The organism is Halomicrobium sp. HArcel3 (assembly GCF_058933135.1).
The window spans coordinates 255003-273750 of the sequence record NZ_JBZYDN010000004.1; the positions used below are offsets into that span (position 1 = coordinate 255003).

Sequence of the window (18748 nt, forward strand, 5' to 3'; positions counted from 1 at the left end):
GCTTCAACTCTTCGTGATACTATTCCTGATTGTTCTGGTGGGGTATCTTATGCTGGATTTTTTCAGGCAACAGTGAGCCACAGGCCGGGAGCGCGAACCGAGCCGACGCGAGGATTCGCTCGACCCGGGGAAGGGCAGTGCTGCCTGCGGTTCTACCTGGCGAACTGAAAGGGCGAGGCCCGCAGCGAGTCGCGGGACCGGAACGGGCCGAAGGCTTTCGACGTGTTTGCGGTATCGCAGCCCACTGCTAGCCATCGAACAGAGAACTCTCTCACTCAGACACCGCGAAAGGCCACAGTGAAATAGCGCCGGCCGCTAATTCGGGCCAATGACGCGCGTCACGGGAGGCTATTCTGATGTCTGAGGGGAGTCCGTACGCACCGCATACGCCGGAGACGACCGCAGAGATGCTGGAAGCGGTCGGCGTCGAGACCGAGGCGGACCTGTTCGACATCCCCGCGTCGGTCCGGTTCGACGACGAGTTCGGCATCGAGGCCCGCTCGGAGCGCGAGACGCGCCGGCACGTCGAGCGCATCCTGGAGCGGAACGACGACGTGACCGAGTTCCTCGGGCGGGGCCACTACGACCACTACGTCCCCTCGGTTGTCGACGACCTGGCCGGCCGCTCGGAGTTTCTCACCTCCTACACGCAGTACCAGCCCGAAGTCGCACAGGGGTTCCTGCAGGCGCTGTTCGAGTTCCAGTCGATGCTCGTCGAACTGACGGGTCTCGACGTCGCGAACTGCTCGACGTACGACGCCGCGACGGCGCTGGGTGAGGCGGCGACGCTCTCCCGGCGCGTCCGGAGCGTCTCGGGCGACCGCGTCCTGGTGCCGGACCTCCTCCGGGAGGGCAAGCGGGAGGTACTGGAGAACTACGCGGCCGGGTCGGATATCGCGGTCGACAGCTACCCGATGGACGACGGGAACGTCGACGTCGACGGCCTCGCGGACGCGCTCGACGACGACGTGGCGATGGTGTACGCCGAGAACCCGACGGTCCGAGGGACCATCGAGGAGAACCTCTCGGCAATCGGCGATTTCGCCGACGACCACGGCGCACTGTTCTGCCTGGGTTCCGACCCGGTCGCGCTCGCACTGCTCGAAGAACCCGCCGCCGTCGGCGCCGACGTGGTGGTCGGCGACGCGAGCACCCTGGGGACGGGCACGGCCTATGGGATGGGCCTCGGGCTGTTCGTCACCCACGAAGACTATCTCCGACAGGTGCCCGGGCGACTCGTCGGTGCGAGCGACGACGACTCGGGTCGGCGGGCGTACACCCTCACGCTCCAGACGCGCGAACAGCACATCCGCCGCGAGCGCGCCACTTCGAACATCTGTACGAACCAGGCGTGGGTCGCCCTGCGGACGGCCATCCACGCCGCCTGGCTCGGACCCGACGGGCTGGTCGACCTGGCCGAGTCGTGCGTCACGCGAGCGCGCGATCTCGCGGCGCGACTCGACGAAATCGAGGGCGTCAAAGCTCCGGTTCACGACCGCCACCACTTCCGGGAGTTCGTCGCCCGGACCGACCAGCCCGCGGTGGCGGTGCGCGCGGACCTCGCGAAGGAGGGATACGCCGTCCACGCCGTGGGTGAACACCTGATCCAGGTCTGCGCCACCGAGACGACGGAGCACTCGAAGGACGACTTCGTCGAGACGTTCGAGGAGGTGGCGCCATGACGAGATACGACCAGGCACGCTGGATCGACGACGAGGACGGCGAGGCGTACGAACCACTGCTCTCCGAAAAGTCGACGAAGACGGTCGAGATCAGTGGCGGTGGCAATGGCCAGGCGGACGGTAACAGTGGCGGTGACCCCGACGACGCCGGCGACGAAGGGGTCCTCCCCGACGACCTCACCAGGGACTCGCTCGAACTGCCGGACGTCTCAGAGCCGGAGATCGCGCGTCACTACACCCGGCTCTCCCAGATGAACTACGGCGTCACCTCGGGTCCGTTCCCGCTCGGCTCGTGTACGATGAAGTACAACCCACCGGTGACGGAGGATCTGGCCGCCCTGCCGACGGCCGCCGTCCATCCCGACCGACCGGAGCGGTACGTCCAGGGGACTCTGGAGATCATGCACGGCCTCCAGGACTATCTCGGGCGCATCGGCGGGATGGACGCCGTCTCGCTCCAGCCGCCGGCGGGCGCCGCCGGCGAGTTCGCCGGCATCCTCGTCGCGAAGGCCTACCACGAGGCAAACGGGAACGACCGCTCCGAAGTGGTGATCCCGGACTCGGCCCACGGGACCAACTTCGCCAGCGCAGCGATGGCCGGCTACGACGTCGTCGAACTCCCCTCCGACGACGACGGCCGTGTCGACGTGGACGCCCTCGAGGCCGCTGTCGGCGACGACACCGCCGCACTGATGCTGACCAACCCCAACACGCTGGGGCTGTTCGAGCGCGACATCGAGGCCATCGCCGACCTGGTCCACGACGCCGGCGGGCTGCTCTACTACGACGGCGCCAACCTCAACGCCCTGCTCGGTCGCGCTCGCCCTGGCGACATGGGCTTCGACGTGATGCACTACAACGTCCACAAGACGTTCGCGACGCCCCATGGAGGCGGCGGCCCCGGCGCTGGCCCTATCGGCGTGGCCGAACGCCTCGAACCGTACCTGCCTGCGCCCCGCGTCAAGGAACGGGGCGGAACGTTCGAACTGTTCGACCCCGAACACTCGATCGGCAAGGTCCACGGCTTCCATGGCAACTGGCCCGTGTTGCTGAAGGCCTACGCCTACATCGCGCGCCTCGGTGACGAGGGCCTCGCGGACGCCAGCGCGAAGGCCGTGCTCAACGCGAACTACCTCGCCTCGAGACTCTCCTACGACGTCCCGTTCGGCCCGTTCCACCACGAGTTCGTCGCCTCGGCCGGCGACCAGGACGCCGCCGACGTCGCCAAGCGGATGCTCGACTACGGCGTCCACCCGCCGACGACGAAGTGGCCCGAGATCGTCCCGGAGGCGCTGATGACCGAACCGACCGAAATCGAGAGCAAGCACACGCTCGACCAGCTCGCAGCCGCCTTCGACGCGGTCGCGGCCGAGGACGACGACGCGCTCGCGTCCGCGCCGACGCGGACGGCCGCCGGGCGCATCGACCAGGTCTCGGCCGCTCGAGAGCCACGACTCTCCTGGCGCGAACTGTCCGAGTGAAGACACCGCCGGAGGTGCGGTGCTTCACCTCCCGTCGCTTCAACGGTCTTGCCGTCGAAGTACCGGGAGGGCTGTGGGCGGATGGTGATGCCGCGAGAGAAGCCTGCAGTTGTAGAGAGTGAACGCCAGCCGGGTACCGCCCGGTCGCGGTCAGGCGACTGCGTTCCGGATGTTCTCGGCGAGCGTCTCGTACTGTTCGGTGCCCGTCCCCTTCCGGACGAAGCCGGTCACGCACTCCTTGCCCGGCGAGTCGTCGATTTCGGTCTCGTCACGACCGGTAAACAGGAAGAAGGGGACCTCACGACCGGCCTCGCGCACGCGCTGGCACAGTTCCAGCCCGTTGAGGTCCGGCATGGTCAGGTCGCTGACGACGGCGTCACACTCGCCGTCGATGATGCGCTCGGCCGCTCGCTCGGGGTCCATCTCCGAAGCCACGGACAGCCCGTCCTGTCGGTCGAGAAAAGTCTCGGTGATGTCGAGGACGTCCGCCTCCTCGTCGACGACGAGTACTTCGATTGCCATTGGTTACTTCTTGGAGACTTTTCCCGTTAAAACCTGCTGATCACCGTCTCGCCGCCAGAGATTCCACGATCGACGTATCAACATTCGACTATGTCCGCGTCAGCGGGATCGATGGCTCGTTGCCCTGGGAGACGGGAAAGGGACCGGACTGGTGTGCGTGTTCGCCGATGGCAATCCGGGGCGGTAACGTTCTGACCGGTGGCTCCCGACCGCCGTCGGAAGCGTCGGCCCAGTCGGGATCCACGTGGTGGCCATTCGACTCCACGGACAAATGCGCAGCTCGGAGGGCTATCGAGCAGTATCGAGTTGTGGAGAACGCTCCGTCCGGTACCGAACTCCCTGGTCGGGGCGTTCAGGCCGAGACGCTGGTGTCGACGGTCTCGTCGATCCTGACGAAGCCGTAGTCGCATTCACCACAGTTCCACTTCACCTTCTCGCCGAGGTGCATCTCGGTGCTCGCGACCCGCCAGAACGTCTGTTCGCCGCCGCAGTCCGGGCAGTAATGCTGCATTTCGAGGGCCATAGCGGACGTTTTTCGCCGTCGCAGTTCAAACTCCCGGTTTAGAGGCAATGAATTCTATTTCGCTATATCAAATCGATCTGGCGTAGCTTGCGGTTTCCCGTCTCTCGCCAGCTATCGTCGGGCTGGCAGCGAGCCGTAAACGGTTTATTAGCCACATTGCACGTTCGATTCTCAAAATTACGGTTGAACACAACTGATAAGGTCTCTGAAAATAGAGGGGTGATCGATGGTACGATCAGGGGGGTTACGTATCGAATTCACCGTCTGCGGCGGTGAACGGGTGGAATCGGGGGTCGGATCGAGACTGCAGGCGTGGGCTGAAGACGGAGCGGGGGTGCACCGTGCCGGGTGAGAATCGGGACGCCGTGGTCGTTCCGGCCTCGCGGTATCCGCACGGCTACGCGTCGGTCCGGTCGTTCGGTCGCACCGACGTCCACACCATCGTCGCCGTCTCGGACGACAACCTCCCGGTCACCGCGTCGCGGTACTGCGACGAAGTGGTTCGGGTGCCGCCGTCGCACGACGTCCTGGCCTACAGGGACGCGCTGCTGGGCATCGCCGCCCGGCCGGAGGTGCGAACGATAATCCCGCACCGACCCCAGGGCCCCTACGTCCTCTCGAAGTTCTACGACGCGTTCGACCGCCACGTCGATCTGGTCGTCCCGCCGCTCGACACGTTGAAAGCCGTCCACGACCGCAAGCGCCTCGCGGAAATCGCAGCGGACGCCGGCGTCGCCGTCCCCGAGACTCGACTCCTCGAGGACGCGGTCGACTGGGACGCCGATCGGATCGTCAAGTCCCGGTACAACCTGCTCGTCGACGAGTACGTGGACTCCTTCGGGCCGGGGGAGTCCCACATCGCCAAACCGACGTACCACTTCCGCGCCTCTGAGGTCCTCGATACGGACGGAATTCGCGCGGAGATGCAACACGAACCGATCGTCCAGGAGTACGTCGACGGCACCGACGAGTACGTCTTCGGGGCGCTGTACGACCACGGCGACCCGCTGGCGACGTTCCAGCACCGGCAGCTCCGCGAGGACTCCTACACCGGCGGTGGCGGCGTCTACCGCGAGACGGTAGACGTCCCGGAACTGGCGGAAACAGGGCGCGCAATCCTCGACGAACTCGAGTGGCACGGGCTCGCCTGCATCGAGTACATCGAGGACGCAGAGACCGGCGAGTTCTCGCTCGTCGAAATCAACCCGCGGACGTGGCAGTCGCTCGCCTGCGCGATCCGGGCCGGCGCGGACTTCCCGTACTGGTACTGGCTGCAGGCGACCGGCCGGCCGGAACGGATCTACCCGGAGTACGAGGTCGGCGTCGGGACGCACTACCTCTTCGGTGAGCTCGAACACCTCGTCAGCGTGGCACGCAAGCGCTCCTCGCTCGTCGACCGGCCGTCGCTGTCCTCGACCGCGCTCGACATCGCTCGCTCCTGGTTCGAGACGACGGGGTTCGACTACCTCCACCTCGACGACCCGTTGCCGGTCGTCAGGCAGGCCCTCACTGCGAGTTCCGGCGCTGTCGACAGGCGAATCGACTGATCGGGAATAGTCTCGTCGACGTCTCGCCCAGCCTTGATGAAGTCGATTCCTTCGGTTAGGCTCGTTCAGCCCGATTCGTTCAGGCCCGGCCGGCAAGCGGCGGAGAACGCCAGCGGGTTCAGAACGGGTTCAGAGCGGGTGCGTGCCGACTTCGTCGCCCGTCGGCTCGGCGGTTGCCGTCTCCGGAACGGCGTCTCCGTCTTCGTCGCCAGCGGACGGCGCGAGGTGGTCGGTGAGGGGCATCTCCAGAAGCGTCAGCAGCGAGTACAGGGTCGTGTGGTTGTCTTCGTTCACCTGGTGAGACTGGAACGTCTCCCGGACGCCGTCGTAATCGAGGAAGGGAAGGGCGCGAATGAGGTCCTCGTTCTCGCGGATGGCGTCGATGGCGAAGGGAAACGCCCGGAGCAACTCGCGGCGGTCCGGCCACGGCCTGTGGTCGAGATAGGGGGCCGGGACGGGTTCGTCGCAGACGTGTTTGCGGTAGAGCCCGATCAGGTTCTTCCGGACGTACGCGACCGGGAACGACGTCGACGGCGGGACGCCGGTCCCCGCGTGGGGGATGTCGGCGAGGGCCGGGTCGACCGTCCGGAGTCCCGCGCCGACCAGGTCGCGTCGCAACATGTACTTCACCGGGACCTGTTGCTGGAGGTCGAGCAGTCGGTTGTCCAGGAACGGCGTCCGGTACGGACGGATCTGCGTGAGGCTCCGCGAGAAGATGGCCTCTGTGTCGGCGCTCAGCGGGTAGTAGTCGCCGTACATCACCAGGTCGCGCAGTGACTCGTAGCGAACGCCGTGGCTGACGACGCCGCCGTCGGCCGTCCGTCGGATACCGTCGGCGACGACGTCGGAAAGCGACAGGTCCGGCGTGAAGTAGGGTATCTCACCGCGGTCGCCGGTCTTGGCCGCGACGTAGTCCTCGACGTCGTCGACTCGTCGACCGATCGGGACCGAGAGTTTGCCGACGGGCCCGAGCGAGTAACTCCTGGTCTGGATGGGGCCGCCACCGAACAGCATGTCAGCGAACAGCCCCGAGACGAGGACGTCGACCTCCTCGCGGATCTCTTCCTCGAACTCCGCACAGTAGGCCTGATCGAACCAGCCGCTGAAGTTCGAGAGCGGTGGCGTGGTTCCGAGGGACCTGGCTTCGTGAACGTCGTCCCGGTAGAGCGGGTGGAAGTCGTCGCCCGCCGTCTCGGCGACGTGTCTCGCGACCCTGGTCTCCCGGTTGTTCCAGTCGGTGACGTGGAACGCGGTGACGGGCTGGTCGATGCAGGCCTCGACGAGGCGGGAGTCGCTGCCGCCGCTCAACAGCAGGCCGTAGTCGAGGTCGTCGCGCGTCCACTCCTCGAAGATGGTCCGGAGCGTCTCGGTGAAGCGGTCGACGAACCACGAGGCGGACCTGTTCACCGGCTCGTAGTGGGGCCGCCAGTAGGATGCCTCGTTCATCGTCAGGTCGTCGAGGTCGATCGACGTGACCGACGCCGGCTGGAGCTCTCGAACGCCGGACAGCGGCGTCTCCACGCCGAACACGCGCCGGAGCGCCAGGTACTCCTGCAAGTACGGTTCCTGAAACGCCACGTCGACGTCTGGGTGATACGGCAGCGCCTGCAGGTTCGAGGCGAAGACGAACGTCTCCTCGTCCGGGCGCGCGTAGTATATCGGTCGCGTCCCCACCCGGTCGGTGACGAAGGAGACGACGTCGGCGGTCCGGTCGTAGACGACGAGCGCGAAGTCGCCGTTGAGCGCTTCGACCATCTCGATGCCGTGTTCCCCGTACAGGTGGGCACAGAAGCTCGCACTCGTGCCCGCATCGTGTGGTCGCGGGGTGTAGTCCTCACCGCTCCCGTGGCCGTAGACGTCCCCCCAGACCCACACGAGCGTATCCTCTCCCGTCGCGAAGACGGGCTGGTCGCCCGCGAGCCGCGGGTGACAGGACACCACCAGTTCGACGTCCTCGTCGGCGTACGAATCCGTTCGCTCGTCGTCGCGCCAGGTCACCCACTCGGTCATTTCGCCGGGGAGTTCACTATCCGTCCCGAGTACCCCACAGAGTCCCACCATCCGTTTAGTGCGTCCCCGGTGACGTTCGGTCGTCCCCCACCATCCCTCTGCCAGTCAGTGCCGGTAGTCCAGCTCTACTCATTCCTCGATTTCACCGTAAGAGCTAATAACGCTTTTAATTAACGGTTAAAACTTTCATACGTATTATGATTAATCGGGCGTAAGAAACCTGCCGATAGTGACGTGGCGCCGCGTCAATCACCGGACGAAAGCCCTGGGCGTGCACTTCTAAGTGTGTACCGTGCGACGATAGCCTATGCCTATCTACACCGGTCGCGGCGACGAGGGCCAGACCGACCTGCGGACGATGGACCGGGTGTCCAAGGACAGCCGTCGCATCGAGGCCTACGGCACCGTCGACGAGGTCAACGCGCTGGTCGGGTCGGTCAGGCCCACGGGGTACGACGACATCGACGAGCAGTTGCGCGATATCCAGAACCACCTCCACGTCGTCCAGGCGGATTTCGCCAACCCCGATCCGGACGAGGACCACCCGCAGGTCGCGGAGGACCACGTCGACGAACTGGAAACGTACATCGATTCGGCGGACGACGAACTCGAACCCCTCACGTCTTTCATCCTGCCCGGCGGATCCGACTCGGGTGCGAAGCTCCACCACGCGCGCGCGGTCTGTCGCCGTGCCGAACGACGCGCCGTCTCGCTGGCCGCCGAGGAGTCCATCAACGAGACTGCCGTCGCCTACCTGAACCGCCTCTCTGACGCGCTGTTCACGCTCGCCCGCCTCGTCAACCAGCGCGACGACGTCCCCGAAGAGAGTCCCGAGTACTGAGTTCTCGGCGACCAGTTACGACCGCTCGCAGGAACTGCGACCCCTCGCACTGGATAGAAACGCCTTTGGCCCGGACAGACACATCGCAAAGCATGAGCAACGGGGACGACGCCGAAGACGCCGACGGCGACGAGTCGGCCGCCGCAGAAGGGCCCGTCGTGACGTTCGAGCAGCGGCTCGACGACGCGGCGGCGGACCTGGAGGCGGCGGAGACCGAGGCGGACCTGGACGACGTCGAGGCGGAACTCGACGGCATCGAGTCCGACCTCGAAGCCGCCGACCTGCCCGAACCGGACGAGGACGAGGAGGACGCCGAAGACCCCCGGGAGGACCTGGAGTCCCGGCTCTCGGACCTCCGCGACGACCTCGAGGCCCAGCGAGGGCCCTACGTCGAGGACGTCGCGGCCGTCGTCGAGGACGCCGAGGCCACCGTCGCCGATAGCGAGTGGACAGCCGACGGCGAAGACGAGGCCATCGCCGCCGTCGAAGACTTCCTCGAAACCGCCGACGAGTACGTTTCCGTCACCGTCTCGGCGGGCAACACCACCGATGACGCGGCGACCGCGCTCGACGCCGTCGCCGGGACCATCGCCGATTCGGGCCTCGACCCGGACGACGACAGCGAGGAAATCGCGAGCCTGCTGGAGGCCGCCGAGACGCTGGAGGACGACCTGGAGGCCGCCGAGACCTGGCAGGACCTCACCGTCCAGGAGCAACTCGCCGCCCAGGGGTTCTACGACGTCCTGACCAACGAGAACCGCAAGGACTTCCCGCCGGAGTGGAACGCCATCAAGCTCTACGCCAACGACGGCGAAGTCGAGCCCATCCTGCTGGCGCTGGACAAGCTCGGCGACTCCGACTTCTTCGAGGAGTACGTCTTCGACCAGCTGCTCCACATGGGCAAAGACGCCGCGCCGGCGTTCGACGAACTCCACCAGCGGGCCCAGAAGCGCAACAAGGCGCCCATCGAGATCCTCGGCAAGATCGGGGATCCGGCGGCCGCCGAGACGCTCCACGACTTCATCGACGGGGACGGCGACGCGTCGCTCCAGAAGATAGTCCTGCGCGCGCTCGGTGAGATGGGCAGCGAGGAGTCGACCCAGCCGGTCGCCAACCGACTCGACGCCGACGACCCGGAGATCCGGTCGATGGCCGCCCGCGCGCTGGGGTTGCTCGGCGACACGCGCGCCATCCAGCCCCTCTCGGACGTCCTCGCAGACGACGACGAGGACGCCGTCCGCGCCTCCGCGGCGTGGGCGCTCCGCCAGATCGGCACCGAACGCGCCCTCGAGGTCGCCAGCGAGTACACCGACGACCGCGCGTACCTCGTCCAGGCCGAGGCCGAGAAGGCCGCCGGCGTCTGAACTACGAACGACTCGCTTCGCACCGCTGCTACAGTTCCCGCTTCCACGTCGTTTTCTCCGAGCCTTTATCCCCGATGAGGGGACCAGACCGTCGCGATGCGAAGACTGCTGGTCGCCCTCGTCCTCGTCTGCAGTCTCCCGGTGACGGTAACGGGGATGGGAACGGCCGCATTCACTGCAACGTCTGCTCCCGAAGCGACGCCTGCAGGGTCTGAGCCCGTCATCGTCGAACTGTACCCGAACCCCATCGCCGACGACGACGCGGGCGAGTACGCCGTCGTCTCGCTCCCGTCCGGCGTCGACCCCGCCAACTACGTCTTCACCGACGGTGAGGCGACCGTCTCGCTGGCCAACGCGTCGGCCAGCGGTCGCGTCGCCGTCGCGAACGACCCGCGAGCAGCCAATCTGACCGACCACCCGGTTCTCGTCGAATCGTCGCTCTCGCTGGCTAACGGCGGCGAAGCCGTCCGGATCGAGCGAATCGAGACTACCGGCCAGCGCAACGAAACGGTCGACGGAGGAAACGCCACCGTCGTTCACGAACGCCGCTACCGCGACGCGCCGGAGGGCGAGATCGCAACCTGGAACGACTCCCGCATCCGCTGGCAGCAGGTCGGCGCAACCGACAGACCCGTCGTCCGCGGTGACGCCGGACGAGTCCGGGCCTTCGTCCTTCCCGATTCGCCCGCCGTCCCGGCCGAGACGCTCCGTGGGGCCGACCGGCGTATTCTCCTCGCTGGCTACACTCTCACCTCCCAGCGAGTGGTGGACGCGCTCGTTCGCGCCCACGACCGCCGGGTTACGGTTCGAGTGCTACTGGAAGGCGAGCCGGTCGGTGGCCGAACCCAGCGTGAGGCAGCACTGCTCGACCGTCTCGTCGCGGCCGGCGTCGAGGTGCGGCTTCTCGGCGGCGAGCACGCCCGGTACGACTACCATCACGCCAAGTACGCCGTCGTCGACGACCGCGCAGTCGTGATGACCGAGAACTGGAAACCGGCCGGAACGGGCGGGAACAGCAGCCGCGGCTGGGGCGTCGTGACTGGCCAGCCCCGCGTCGTCGACGGGCTGGTGGCGACGTTCCGGGCCGACGCGGGCTGGCGCGACGCGAAGTCCTGGGGCGACTTCCGACGAGGTCGCCAGTTCGAGCGCGGCGAGCGGTCCGTCGGCGACTATCCGACGCGCGTCGAGGCCACCAGGGTCGGCGTCGACCGGACCGACCTGCTGGTCGCGCCCGACAACGCCCAGCAGCGACTCGTCCGCACCATCGATTCGGCCGACGACTCCGTCGACGTCGTCCAGGTTACTCTCGGCGACTGGGACTCGCCGCTCGTCACGGCCCTCCGCCGAGCGGCCCGCCGCGGCGTCGACATCCGGCTGCTGCTCGGCAACGCCTGGTACAACCGGGAGGACAACCGGAAACTGGCCGACCGCTTCGAGGAGTGGGCGAGCGACCGGGACGTCTCGTTCTCCGTAAAGCTCGCCGAGCCAGGGGATCGATACGAGAAAATCCACGCGAAGGGCGCCGTCGTCGACGACGACCGAGTCGTTCTGGGGAGCCTGAACTGGAACGAGCAGGCGGCGACGAGGAATCGCGAAGTGGTCCTCCTGCTCTACGGTGACGAGGTGGCCGACTACTACGGCGAGGTGTTCGACGCGGACTGGGGTGACGGGAAGCCGGAACTACCGGTCGGATTGATCGGCGCTGTCGTTGGATGTTTGATCGTGGCTGGACTGGTCGCGCGGCGTCTGGAGTTCGAAGGATGACGTACTGGTCAGTACAGTGTATGTAGTGAGCGATCTGGTGTGTTCGAGAGAGAGACGGAATAGGAAACGGCAACATTTCGAAAGCCCTCGGCACGCTCGTCTCGCGCGTCTCGCTGCGCTCCTCGCCTTCGGCTGCGGTGCTTGCGTCGCCGTGCTTCGCCGACCGCACCTCGCCCTTTCAGTCCTCCAGGGACAACATCGCTCGCGCGATAAAACGCGCTCGCGATTGATACCACCAAACCTCCCCGGTCGCGCCTGGCGGCGCGACACGCTTCCTGGCTCCGCAACCGCCCGGCCGGGAGCGAGTAGCCGAGCGAAAGCGAGGCTCTCGTGACCAGGGGGAGGGCAGGGCTGCGGTGCTGTGCCTGGAGGACTGAAAGGGCGAGTGGCGGTCGAATCCTCCCGGGCGACGCAAGCACCTGCTGGAGCGCAGCGAGCCCCGGAGTGGTCGAGCGCCGCGAGGGCTTTCGAGTTGTTGCTGTCTCTATTTGTTCCAACTGAAACCCAGAAGAATCACCCGTTCACTTCACGCGTAGACTCGACAGAACGGGACCGAAACCACAGATCCGGAAAAACTAGCCGAAACAGCTAGTCGTCGGAGAGCGCGCCGGAGTGCTGGAGGTCCTCGTCGATTTCGGCGTCGGCCATCTTCTCGACGAGCGCGTCGATGACCTCCTCGCGCATGCCCTCGACGAACTTGATGGAGCCGACGACGAGGTGGCCGCCGCCGGAGACGCCGCCGCCCTGGATCTCGTCGGTGAGTTCGGTGACGTACTCGGGGATGTCGAGGCGGACGCCGTCGGAACGGAGGACGGCGAAGTCGGGGCCGTAGCCGATGGTGATGACGGGGTCGCCGGTCTCCTCGACCTTCTGGTCGTGGATCTTGCCCGTGGTCTTCCCGGGCGCGGGGTACGTGAAGCGGTAGGCGTGGTTCTCGACGTCGAGGCGGTAGAGGTGGGCCCCGCTGTCGAGGGTCTCGTGTTCGACGTGGCTCATGGCGGCGTCGAGTTGCTCCTCGACGTCGCGCTCGGCGCGGGTCGCCAGGAACTCGACGATCTCCTCGTGGCGATCGCGGTCGTCGCAGTCGACGTTGAGCACGTCGTTGATGAGTTCGCGGCCGTCGCTGTAGCGCAGCCAGTGGGTGGCGTAGTCCAGCGCCTCGCCGACGTCGCGCAGGTCCTGTTCGTCGTAACCTTCCTCCTTCGCGAGGTCGACGTAGTCGGGCATCGCCTCGCCCTCGGAGCGGTCGGAGACGCCGGCGACGGCGGGGACGTGCCGGAGGTCGTCGGTCAGCGACGGGTCGATCATCCGGGCGAGTTCGACGCACATCATCCCCGTCGTGATGCGGTAGTCCTCGTCGTGGAGGTACGGGTTGACGTGCTCGTCGATGAGCGGCTCGACGGCCTCGGGGTCGGGGTGGTGGTGGTCGACCACGAGGATGGGAATGTCGTAGTGGCGGAGGTTCCGGTAGGCGGGCGTGTCCTCCTCCGTGGACCCGTTGTCGAGCATGCACAGCATCGGGAGCTTCTGGCCGTGGCGCTCCCGGTTTTCCAGCGCGAAGTTGAGGTCGCGCGTGACGTCCTCGAGTTCGTAGAAGGGCGCCTTGCTCGGCAGGCGTTTGAGCATGTGTCGGGGCGCCTCGTCGTCCTGGTAGTGCTCGGCGATGAACCGTTCGAGGGCGAGCTGGAGCGGGACGCTGGCACAGAGGCCGTCGCCGTCGGCGTGGTGGCGCAGGCGGATGGGCCGTCCTTCCAGCACTGTCCGGCGGAGTCGCCGGGCGACGTCCCGGAGGTCGTCCCAGAGCTTGTCGAAGGCCTCCCACTCGACGAGCGGGTCGATCGCTTCGGGTTCGGCGGCCTCGTCGAGGGCGGTGTCGAGTTCCTCGCGCACGTCGGCCGCGGTGGTCTCGTCGACGACGGAGATCTCGTTGGCCTCCAGCTGGATACCGCCGTTGCGCTCCTCGACGTGGCCGGCGAGTCGGACGATGTCGCCGAGTTCGACGTCGGGATAGGCGCGGACGCCGGCCTCCTCGAAGGCGGCACAGGGCACGATGCCGGAGCCATCGCGGACCTGGAAGATGGTCGGCCCGCCGGTCTGGTTGATCTGGAGCACTTCGCCGGTGACGACGACGGTCTCGCCGGTCATCCCCTCGAGGTCGGCGACCTCGGCCTCGTCACCGTGGGCGCGGTACTGGGTCTCGTACTCGGCGAGTTCGACTTCGTCGAAGCTGACGTCGCCGTCCTCGCGGACTTCGCCGAGTTCGACGACGAGCTGGTCGCCCACCTCGGGGTCAGAGCGGAGGTTCGACGCGTGGACGAGCCCGGAGACCGGCCCGGAGAGGTCGACGAAGACGCCGTACTCCATGACGCCGTTGACGGTTCCGAGATACAGTTCCCCCTCTTCGACGTCGTCGAGCGTACAGCTGTCGGCGAGTTCGTAGACGACGGCTCCCGCCTCGGGAGCCTGGGCACCGTCTTCGGTGCCTGTAGGCGGAGACATTTGACCGTTCTTCGGCGTTACCGGCTTTTTATGCTTCGGTCTGGTCCTGCGAGTTCTGAGTAAAGCAGTTCGCAGTGACGGACGCTGGCAACACCAACAACTCGAAAGCCCCGACCGTCTCGACTCCCGCGACTCGCTGTGGTCCTCACCTCACTGCGTTCGGTTGCGGTCCTTGCTTCGTCGGGGTTCGTCGAGACGGTCGCCCCTTTCAGTCCGGCCCGGTTCGGTAATCCAGGCCGGGTGGGAATGAAAGCGCCCGGGGGCTTTCGAGTTGTTGGCGGTCATTTCATCGTCGTCAGTTGCTGGGTCGCGTACGAGTACAGACCCGCCATACCCACCGTCCTTTTAGCGGTCGCCTAGTCGGAACGCTTAGAAAGCGGCCGGCACGAAAAGCATGCTATGCCGCTGTTTCGCTCGGGTGGAATCCTCGGCATCGCCGAGTCGGCCCTCGAGTTCGCGCTGGCAGCCTCGGAGGAGAGTCACCCCAACGAGTACATGGGGATGCTTCGCGGCGAGGACGCGAGCAAACTCGGGCTGGACGAGGACGGCACCGTCCTGACCGACGTCCTCGTCATCCCCGGGACCGAATCGAACCCCGTCAGCGCGACGGTCAAGACGAACATGGTTCCCAACGACCTGCGCGCCGCGGGGTCGGTCCACTCCCATCCCAACGGCGTCCTCAGGCCCAGCGACGCCGACCTGGCGACGTTCGGCAAGGGGAAGGTCCACATCATCATCGGGGCGCCCTACGGCTGGGACGACTGGCAGGCCTTCGACCGCGACGGCGAACCCATCGACCTGCGGGTCCTCGACGTCGACCCGCCGGAGGAGGCCTTCTTCGACTTCGACCAGGCAGATATCGACGCCGAGCTGCGGGAGGACGAGTGGTGACTTCCCGCGTCGTCGCCCAGGGGACGTTCGACATCCTCCATCCGGGCCACCTGCACTATCTGGAAGACGCCGCGGCGATGGGTGAGGAACTCCACGTCATCATCGCCCGGTCGACCAACGTCACCCACAAGGCGCCGCCCATCGTCCCCGACGAGCAGCGCCGGGAGATGGTTGCCGCGCTGGACCCGGTCGACCACGCTCGCCTGGGCCACCCGGACGACATCTTCGTCCCGATCGAGGAGATAGAACCCGACGTCGTCGCGCTTGGATACGACCAGCACCACGACGACGAGGCGATCGCGGCCGCCCTCGCCGACCGGGGTATCGACGCCGAAGTACGCCGGGCGTCGGGCCGCGAGACGGACGACGACTATCTGCTCTCGACGGGACGAATCATCGACCGGATTCTCCAGGAACGGGGCTCCGACTAGCGGCGAGCCGATCCGTCAGTGGTGTGGAGCGGCGCCGGAACGAACTCCAAAGATCGCTTCCACGGACATTTTGACATTCACGCGTTCGAATAGGTTCCGGCGCGCCAGGCAATTACCGATACGCGTGACAACGACCGTCGTTCTCGCGAACACGATCGGCTCGGCGAGGACTGTGTCAGGACGTCGTCACTCGGGGAATCACACAAACGTAAAGGAGGTCACTCTCGAATACATACCCAGTTCACTGCGGGTGTGGACGGTCGAAGGGTGACTGCGATGCGGCACAGGGACGGTCACGGAGCGCTATGACACGTGAAGGCAGGAAACTGCAATCGACTGCGGTTCGGAATCTGCACGCGCTCGGGTTGAGTGAGTACGCCGCGAGGACGCTCGTGGCGCTCGTGCGAATCGACGGCGGGTCCGCCCGTGAGGTGAGCGACTCGTCGTCGGTTCCACGGACGCGCGTCTACGACGCAGTCGAGGAACTCGCCGACCGGGGCTTCGTCAGGGTGCGCGAGACCCATCCCAAGGAGTTCACGCCGGTCTCTCCCAGGCGGATCCGCCGCGCGTTCTACCGCGAGTACGTCTACAGGCAGGTCGTCGCGGAACTCGGTCTGCGGGCCATCGGCACCCCGAGCGCGGACTCCAGCGATCACGGCCTGGTCGTCGCAACCGGGACCGAGGTGGTGGCCCGGCGCTTCCGTTCGTCGATAGCCGGGGCGGACGACCGCCTCACGTACGTCTCGGTCGGCGACGCGCCGTCCGCGGGCGTCCTCGACGCCATCGACGCAGCCAACGACCGGGGCGTCGCGGTGCGAATCGTCGTCGTCGGGGACGCCGGACCGGTGGACGTCGATACCGCCGTCCCGGACGCGACGGTCCTGTCGGTCCGCGACACGGCGACGCCACCGAACGACCGCAGTCGCTTCCTCGTCGCCGACGACACCGTCGCGCTGCTCGGAACCTGGGTCGACGGGACGACGGAGGTGGGACTGTTCAGCGAGGGCACCGGTTCGGACGTCGTGGCGCTCCTCCAGCAGGTCGTCGACACCTGGCTGGCGGACGCCGAGTGACCGCACCCGGCTTCCGTCTGCCAGATGATCCCGTAAGCAGTCCAGAAATTTATTCAGACAATCACAAAATGCTTTTCACCTGTCGTTCCGGTCGAGTGTGTATGGAAGGTGGCAGTCGAGGATGGTGGCAGCAATGAGTCAGCCGACAGACGACAGGCAACCCGAGGGGTCGGTCTGTGGTGGAGAGATGTACGAGACCGAAGTCGGAGACCGAGACCCCAGCGAGGCCGTCGTCGACGTCGTCTCGGCGATTCGCGACGTCGAGCCCGCCGACCTCGACCCGCTGTACCGGACCGTCGACCCGGACGCGCTCGATTCGCTGTGTACGAACGAAGACCTCGGTGCGCAGCCGACGATCCGGTTCGACTACGAGGGGCTGGTCGTCACCGTGAGCGCGTCGAACACGATTACCGTCGTCGAACCGTAAGCGTTCCACTCCGCTACAGGGCGCTCCCAGGGAGTGCGAACGTAGCGAACTCTCGTCGAAACCTGAACCCGAAAGCGATTCTTCGAACGAGGAGCGACGGTGCCGACCGGTTAGATCAGGTCGGCGTCGGCGAGGCGGTGGACGGCTTCTTCGAGTCGTTCCTTGCTGTTCGCGTAGGAGAAGCGGGCGTAGCCCGGCGTGCCGAAGGCGCTCCCGGGGACGGCCGCGACGTGGGCCTCGTCGATGGCCTCCTCGCACCAGGCGGTGTCGTCCTCGTCGACCTGGGGCATCATGTAGAACGCGCCCTGGGGCGTGGCGACGTCGACGTCGTGGTCCCGGAGCAGGTCGAGCAGGAAGTCCCGGCGCTCGCTGAAGGCTGCGACCATCTCCTCGACGGCCTCGTCGGTGTTCTGCAGGGCCTCGACGCCCGCGTGCTGGACGAAGTTGACGGCACAGGAGACGGAGTGACCGTGGACCTTGCCGGACTGGGTGACCAGGTCTTCCGGGCCGGCGAAGTAGCCCAGGCGCCACCCGGTCATCGAGTAGGCCTTCGAGAAGCCGTTGACGGTGATGGTGCGGTCTTCCATCCCGTCGAGGGTGCCCAGCGACGTCGCTTCGACGCCGTCGTAGGTGATCTCCTTGTAGATCTCGTCGGAGATGACCGTGATGTCGTGCTCGACCGCCAGGTCGCGGACGGCCGCGAGGGCGTCGTCGGAGTAGACGGCACCGTGGGGGTTGCCCGGCGAGTTGACGACCAGCAGTTCGGTGTCGTCCGAGACCGTCTCGGCCAGGTCGTCGAGGGCGCCCGAAAGCTGGAAGTCGTGGGCGGCGGTGTCGACGCGGGCGAGCGAGCCGCCGGCGAGTTTCACCATCGCCTCGTAGGAGACCCACGCGGGGTCGAGCAGGGCGACCTCGTCACCGTCGTCGATGAGCGTCTGGAAGATCTCGTAGAGGGCCTGCTTGCCCCCGGGTGTGACGACGACGTTCTCGGCCTCGTACTGGGTGAGCCCGTCGGCGTGGAGCTTCTCGGCCAGCGCCTCCCGGAGCGCCGGGATGCCGGGCGTCGAGGTGTACCCCGTGTGGCCGGCGTCCAGCGCGTCCTTGGCCGCCTGCTTGACGTTCTCCGGCGTGTCGAAGTCCGGCTCCCCGACCGAGAGGTCGACGACGTCGACGCCGTCGGCCGCCAGTTCGGCGGACTTGTTGCTGATCGCGAGCGTGGCGCTCGGTTCTACGCGTCCGACGCGGTCTGCGAATTCGAGAGTCATAGTTTGAGTTCCTCCGCGAGGGCGACGGCGCTGCGGACGGCCTCGCCGCCCTTGTCCGTCCGCGCCTCGGCTTCGTCCTGGCTCATGCCCGGGCCGATGATGCCCATCGTGACCGGCGTGTCGCGGTCGAGGCTCACGTCGGTCAGTCCCTGGGCGGCCGCGGCGCCGATTACCTGGTCGTGGTCGGTGTCGCCGCTGATGATAGCGCCCAGCACCGCCACGGCGTCGACGTCGTCGCGACGGGCGAGCCTGTCGGCCGCGAGCGGCGTGTCGTAGGAACCGGGCACGTCGAGGCTCGCGACGATGTCGGCGTCTCGCTCCTCGGCGGCGTCTCTCGCCGACTGCGCCATCGCGTCTATCACGTCGCCGTGTTTGTCGTACTGGGCGATTACCAGCCCGAGCTGGACCATATGCGACCGGGCGTGTGC

General features: G+C 66.7%; 16 protein-coding genes. 10 read left to right on the forward strand and 6 right to left on the reverse strand.

Annotated elements, in window-relative coordinates:
* Nucleotides 1-356: 356 nt before the first annotated feature.
* Both gcvPA and gcvPB read left to right on the forward strand, forming a co-directional pair.
* Entirely contained in the window at nucleotides 357-1682 is a 1326-nt protein-coding gene (gene gcvPA, locus AC5FRV_RS12975; RefSeq protein WP_493561511.1) for an aminomethyl-transferring glycine dehydrogenase subunit GcvPA, read from the forward strand.
* The gene (gene gcvPB, locus AC5FRV_RS12980) at nucleotides 1679-3163 is read left to right on the forward strand and encodes an aminomethyl-transferring glycine dehydrogenase subunit GcvPB (protein WP_493561512.1); all 1485 of its coding nucleotides are present in this window, start codon (nucleotides 1679-1681) and stop codon (nucleotides 3161-3163) included. The genes gcvPA and gcvPB overlap by 4 nt, the downstream gene beginning before the upstream one ends.
* A 150-nt stretch (nucleotides 3164-3313) precedes the next feature.
* On the opposite strand, the gene AC5FRV_RS12985 is transcribed toward gcvPB, so the two are convergent.
* The gene (locus tag AC5FRV_RS12985) at nucleotides 3314-3685 is read right to left on the reverse strand and encodes a response regulator (RefSeq protein ID WP_493561513.1); all 372 of its coding nucleotides are present in this window, start codon (nucleotides 3683-3685) and stop codon (nucleotides 3314-3316) included.
* A 352-nt stretch (nucleotides 3686-4037) separates the two neighbouring features.
* Entirely contained in the window at nucleotides 4038-4208 is a 171-nt protein-coding gene (locus tag AC5FRV_RS12990) for a DUF7838 family putative zinc beta-ribbon protein (RefSeq protein WP_177227234.1), read from the reverse strand.
* Between the two features lie 341 nt (nucleotides 4209-4549).
* Here AC5FRV_RS12990 and AC5FRV_RS12995 point away from each other — a divergent pair, with 341 nt between their 5' ends.
* Complete coding sequence (locus AC5FRV_RS12995) at nucleotides 4550-5755, forward strand: carboxylate--amine ligase (RefSeq protein ID WP_493561514.1); 1206 nt, start codon at nucleotides 4550-4552, stop codon at nucleotides 5753-5755.
* A gap of 129 nt (nucleotides 5756-5884) precedes the next feature.
* Here the strand turns inward: AC5FRV_RS12995 and AC5FRV_RS13000 are convergent, their stop codons facing one another.
* On the reverse strand, nucleotides 5885-7816 hold the full coding sequence (locus tag AC5FRV_RS13000) for an asparagine synthase-related protein (RefSeq protein WP_493561515.1): 1932 nt from the start codon (nucleotides 7814-7816) through the stop codon (nucleotides 5885-5887).
* A gap of 256 nt (nucleotides 7817-8072) precedes the next feature.
* Here AC5FRV_RS13000 and AC5FRV_RS13005 point away from each other — a divergent pair, with 256 nt between their 5' ends.
* The 3 genes from AC5FRV_RS13005 to AC5FRV_RS13015 all read left to right on the forward strand — a co-directional run bounded on the left by AC5FRV_RS13005 (nucleotide 8073) and on the right by AC5FRV_RS13015 (nucleotide 11734).
* On the forward strand, nucleotides 8073-8606 hold the full coding sequence (locus tag AC5FRV_RS13005) for a cob(I)yrinic acid a,c-diamide adenosyltransferase (RefSeq protein ID WP_493561516.1): 534 nt from the start codon (nucleotides 8073-8075) through the stop codon (nucleotides 8604-8606).
* Between the two features lie 92 nt (nucleotides 8607-8698).
* The gene (locus tag AC5FRV_RS13010; protein WP_493561517.1) at nucleotides 8699-9970 is read left to right on the forward strand and encodes a HEAT repeat domain-containing protein; all 1272 of its coding nucleotides are present in this window, start codon (nucleotides 8699-8701) and stop codon (nucleotides 9968-9970) included.
* A 96-nt stretch (nucleotides 9971-10066) separates the two neighbouring features.
* Complete coding sequence (locus AC5FRV_RS13015) at nucleotides 10067-11734, forward strand: phospholipase D-like domain-containing protein (protein WP_493561518.1); 1668 nt, start codon at nucleotides 10067-10069, stop codon at nucleotides 11732-11734.
* 588 nt (nucleotides 11735-12322) lie between these two features.
* On the opposite strand, the gene han is transcribed toward AC5FRV_RS13015, so the two are convergent.
* Nucleotides 12323-14233: a Hef-associated nuclease gene (gene han, locus AC5FRV_RS13020; RefSeq protein ID WP_493561519.1), complete on the reverse strand. Its 1911-nt coding sequence runs from the start codon at nucleotides 14231-14233 to the stop codon at nucleotides 12323-12325.
* A 399-nt stretch (nucleotides 14234-14632) separates the two neighbouring features.
* On the opposite strand from han, the gene AC5FRV_RS13025 reads away from it, so the two are divergent.
* The 4 genes from AC5FRV_RS13025 (at nucleotide 14633) to AC5FRV_RS13040 (ending at nucleotide 17055) form a co-directional block, all read left to right on the forward strand.
* Complete coding sequence (locus tag AC5FRV_RS13025) at nucleotides 14633-15124, forward strand: Mov34/MPN/PAD-1 family protein (protein WP_493561520.1); 492 nt, start codon at nucleotides 14633-14635, stop codon at nucleotides 15122-15124.
* Complete coding sequence (locus AC5FRV_RS13030; RefSeq protein WP_493561521.1) at nucleotides 15118-15555, forward strand: FAD synthase family protein; 438 nt, start codon at nucleotides 15118-15120, stop codon at nucleotides 15553-15555. The genes AC5FRV_RS13025 and AC5FRV_RS13030 overlap by 7 nt, the downstream gene beginning before the upstream one ends.
* Nucleotides 15556-15860: 305 nt before the next feature.
* Complete coding sequence (locus tag AC5FRV_RS13035) at nucleotides 15861-16628, forward strand: TrmB family transcriptional regulator (RefSeq protein ID WP_493561522.1); 768 nt, start codon at nucleotides 15861-15863, stop codon at nucleotides 16626-16628.
* A 133-nt stretch (nucleotides 16629-16761) separates the two neighbouring features.
* Nucleotides 16762-17055 carry a HalOD1 output domain-containing protein gene (locus AC5FRV_RS13040; protein ID WP_089815260.1) on the forward strand — a complete coding sequence of 98 codons (294 nt, stop codon included), beginning with the start codon at nucleotides 16762-16764 and terminating at the stop codon, nucleotides 17053-17055.
* Between the two features lie 110 nt (nucleotides 17056-17165).
* On the opposite strand, the gene AC5FRV_RS13045 is transcribed toward AC5FRV_RS13040, so the two are convergent.
* Nucleotides 17166-18320 carry a pyridoxal phosphate-dependent aminotransferase gene (locus AC5FRV_RS13045; RefSeq protein ID WP_493561523.1) on the reverse strand — a complete coding sequence of 385 codons (1155 nt, stop codon included), beginning with the start codon at nucleotides 18318-18320 and terminating at the stop codon, nucleotides 17166-17168.
* Complete coding sequence (gene ribH, locus AC5FRV_RS13050; RefSeq protein ID WP_493561524.1) at nucleotides 18317-18730, reverse strand: 6,7-dimethyl-8-ribityllumazine synthase; 414 nt, start codon at nucleotides 18728-18730, stop codon at nucleotides 18317-18319. The genes AC5FRV_RS13045 and ribH overlap by 4 nt, the downstream gene beginning before the upstream one ends.
* Nucleotides 18731-18748 lie beyond the last annotated feature (18 nt).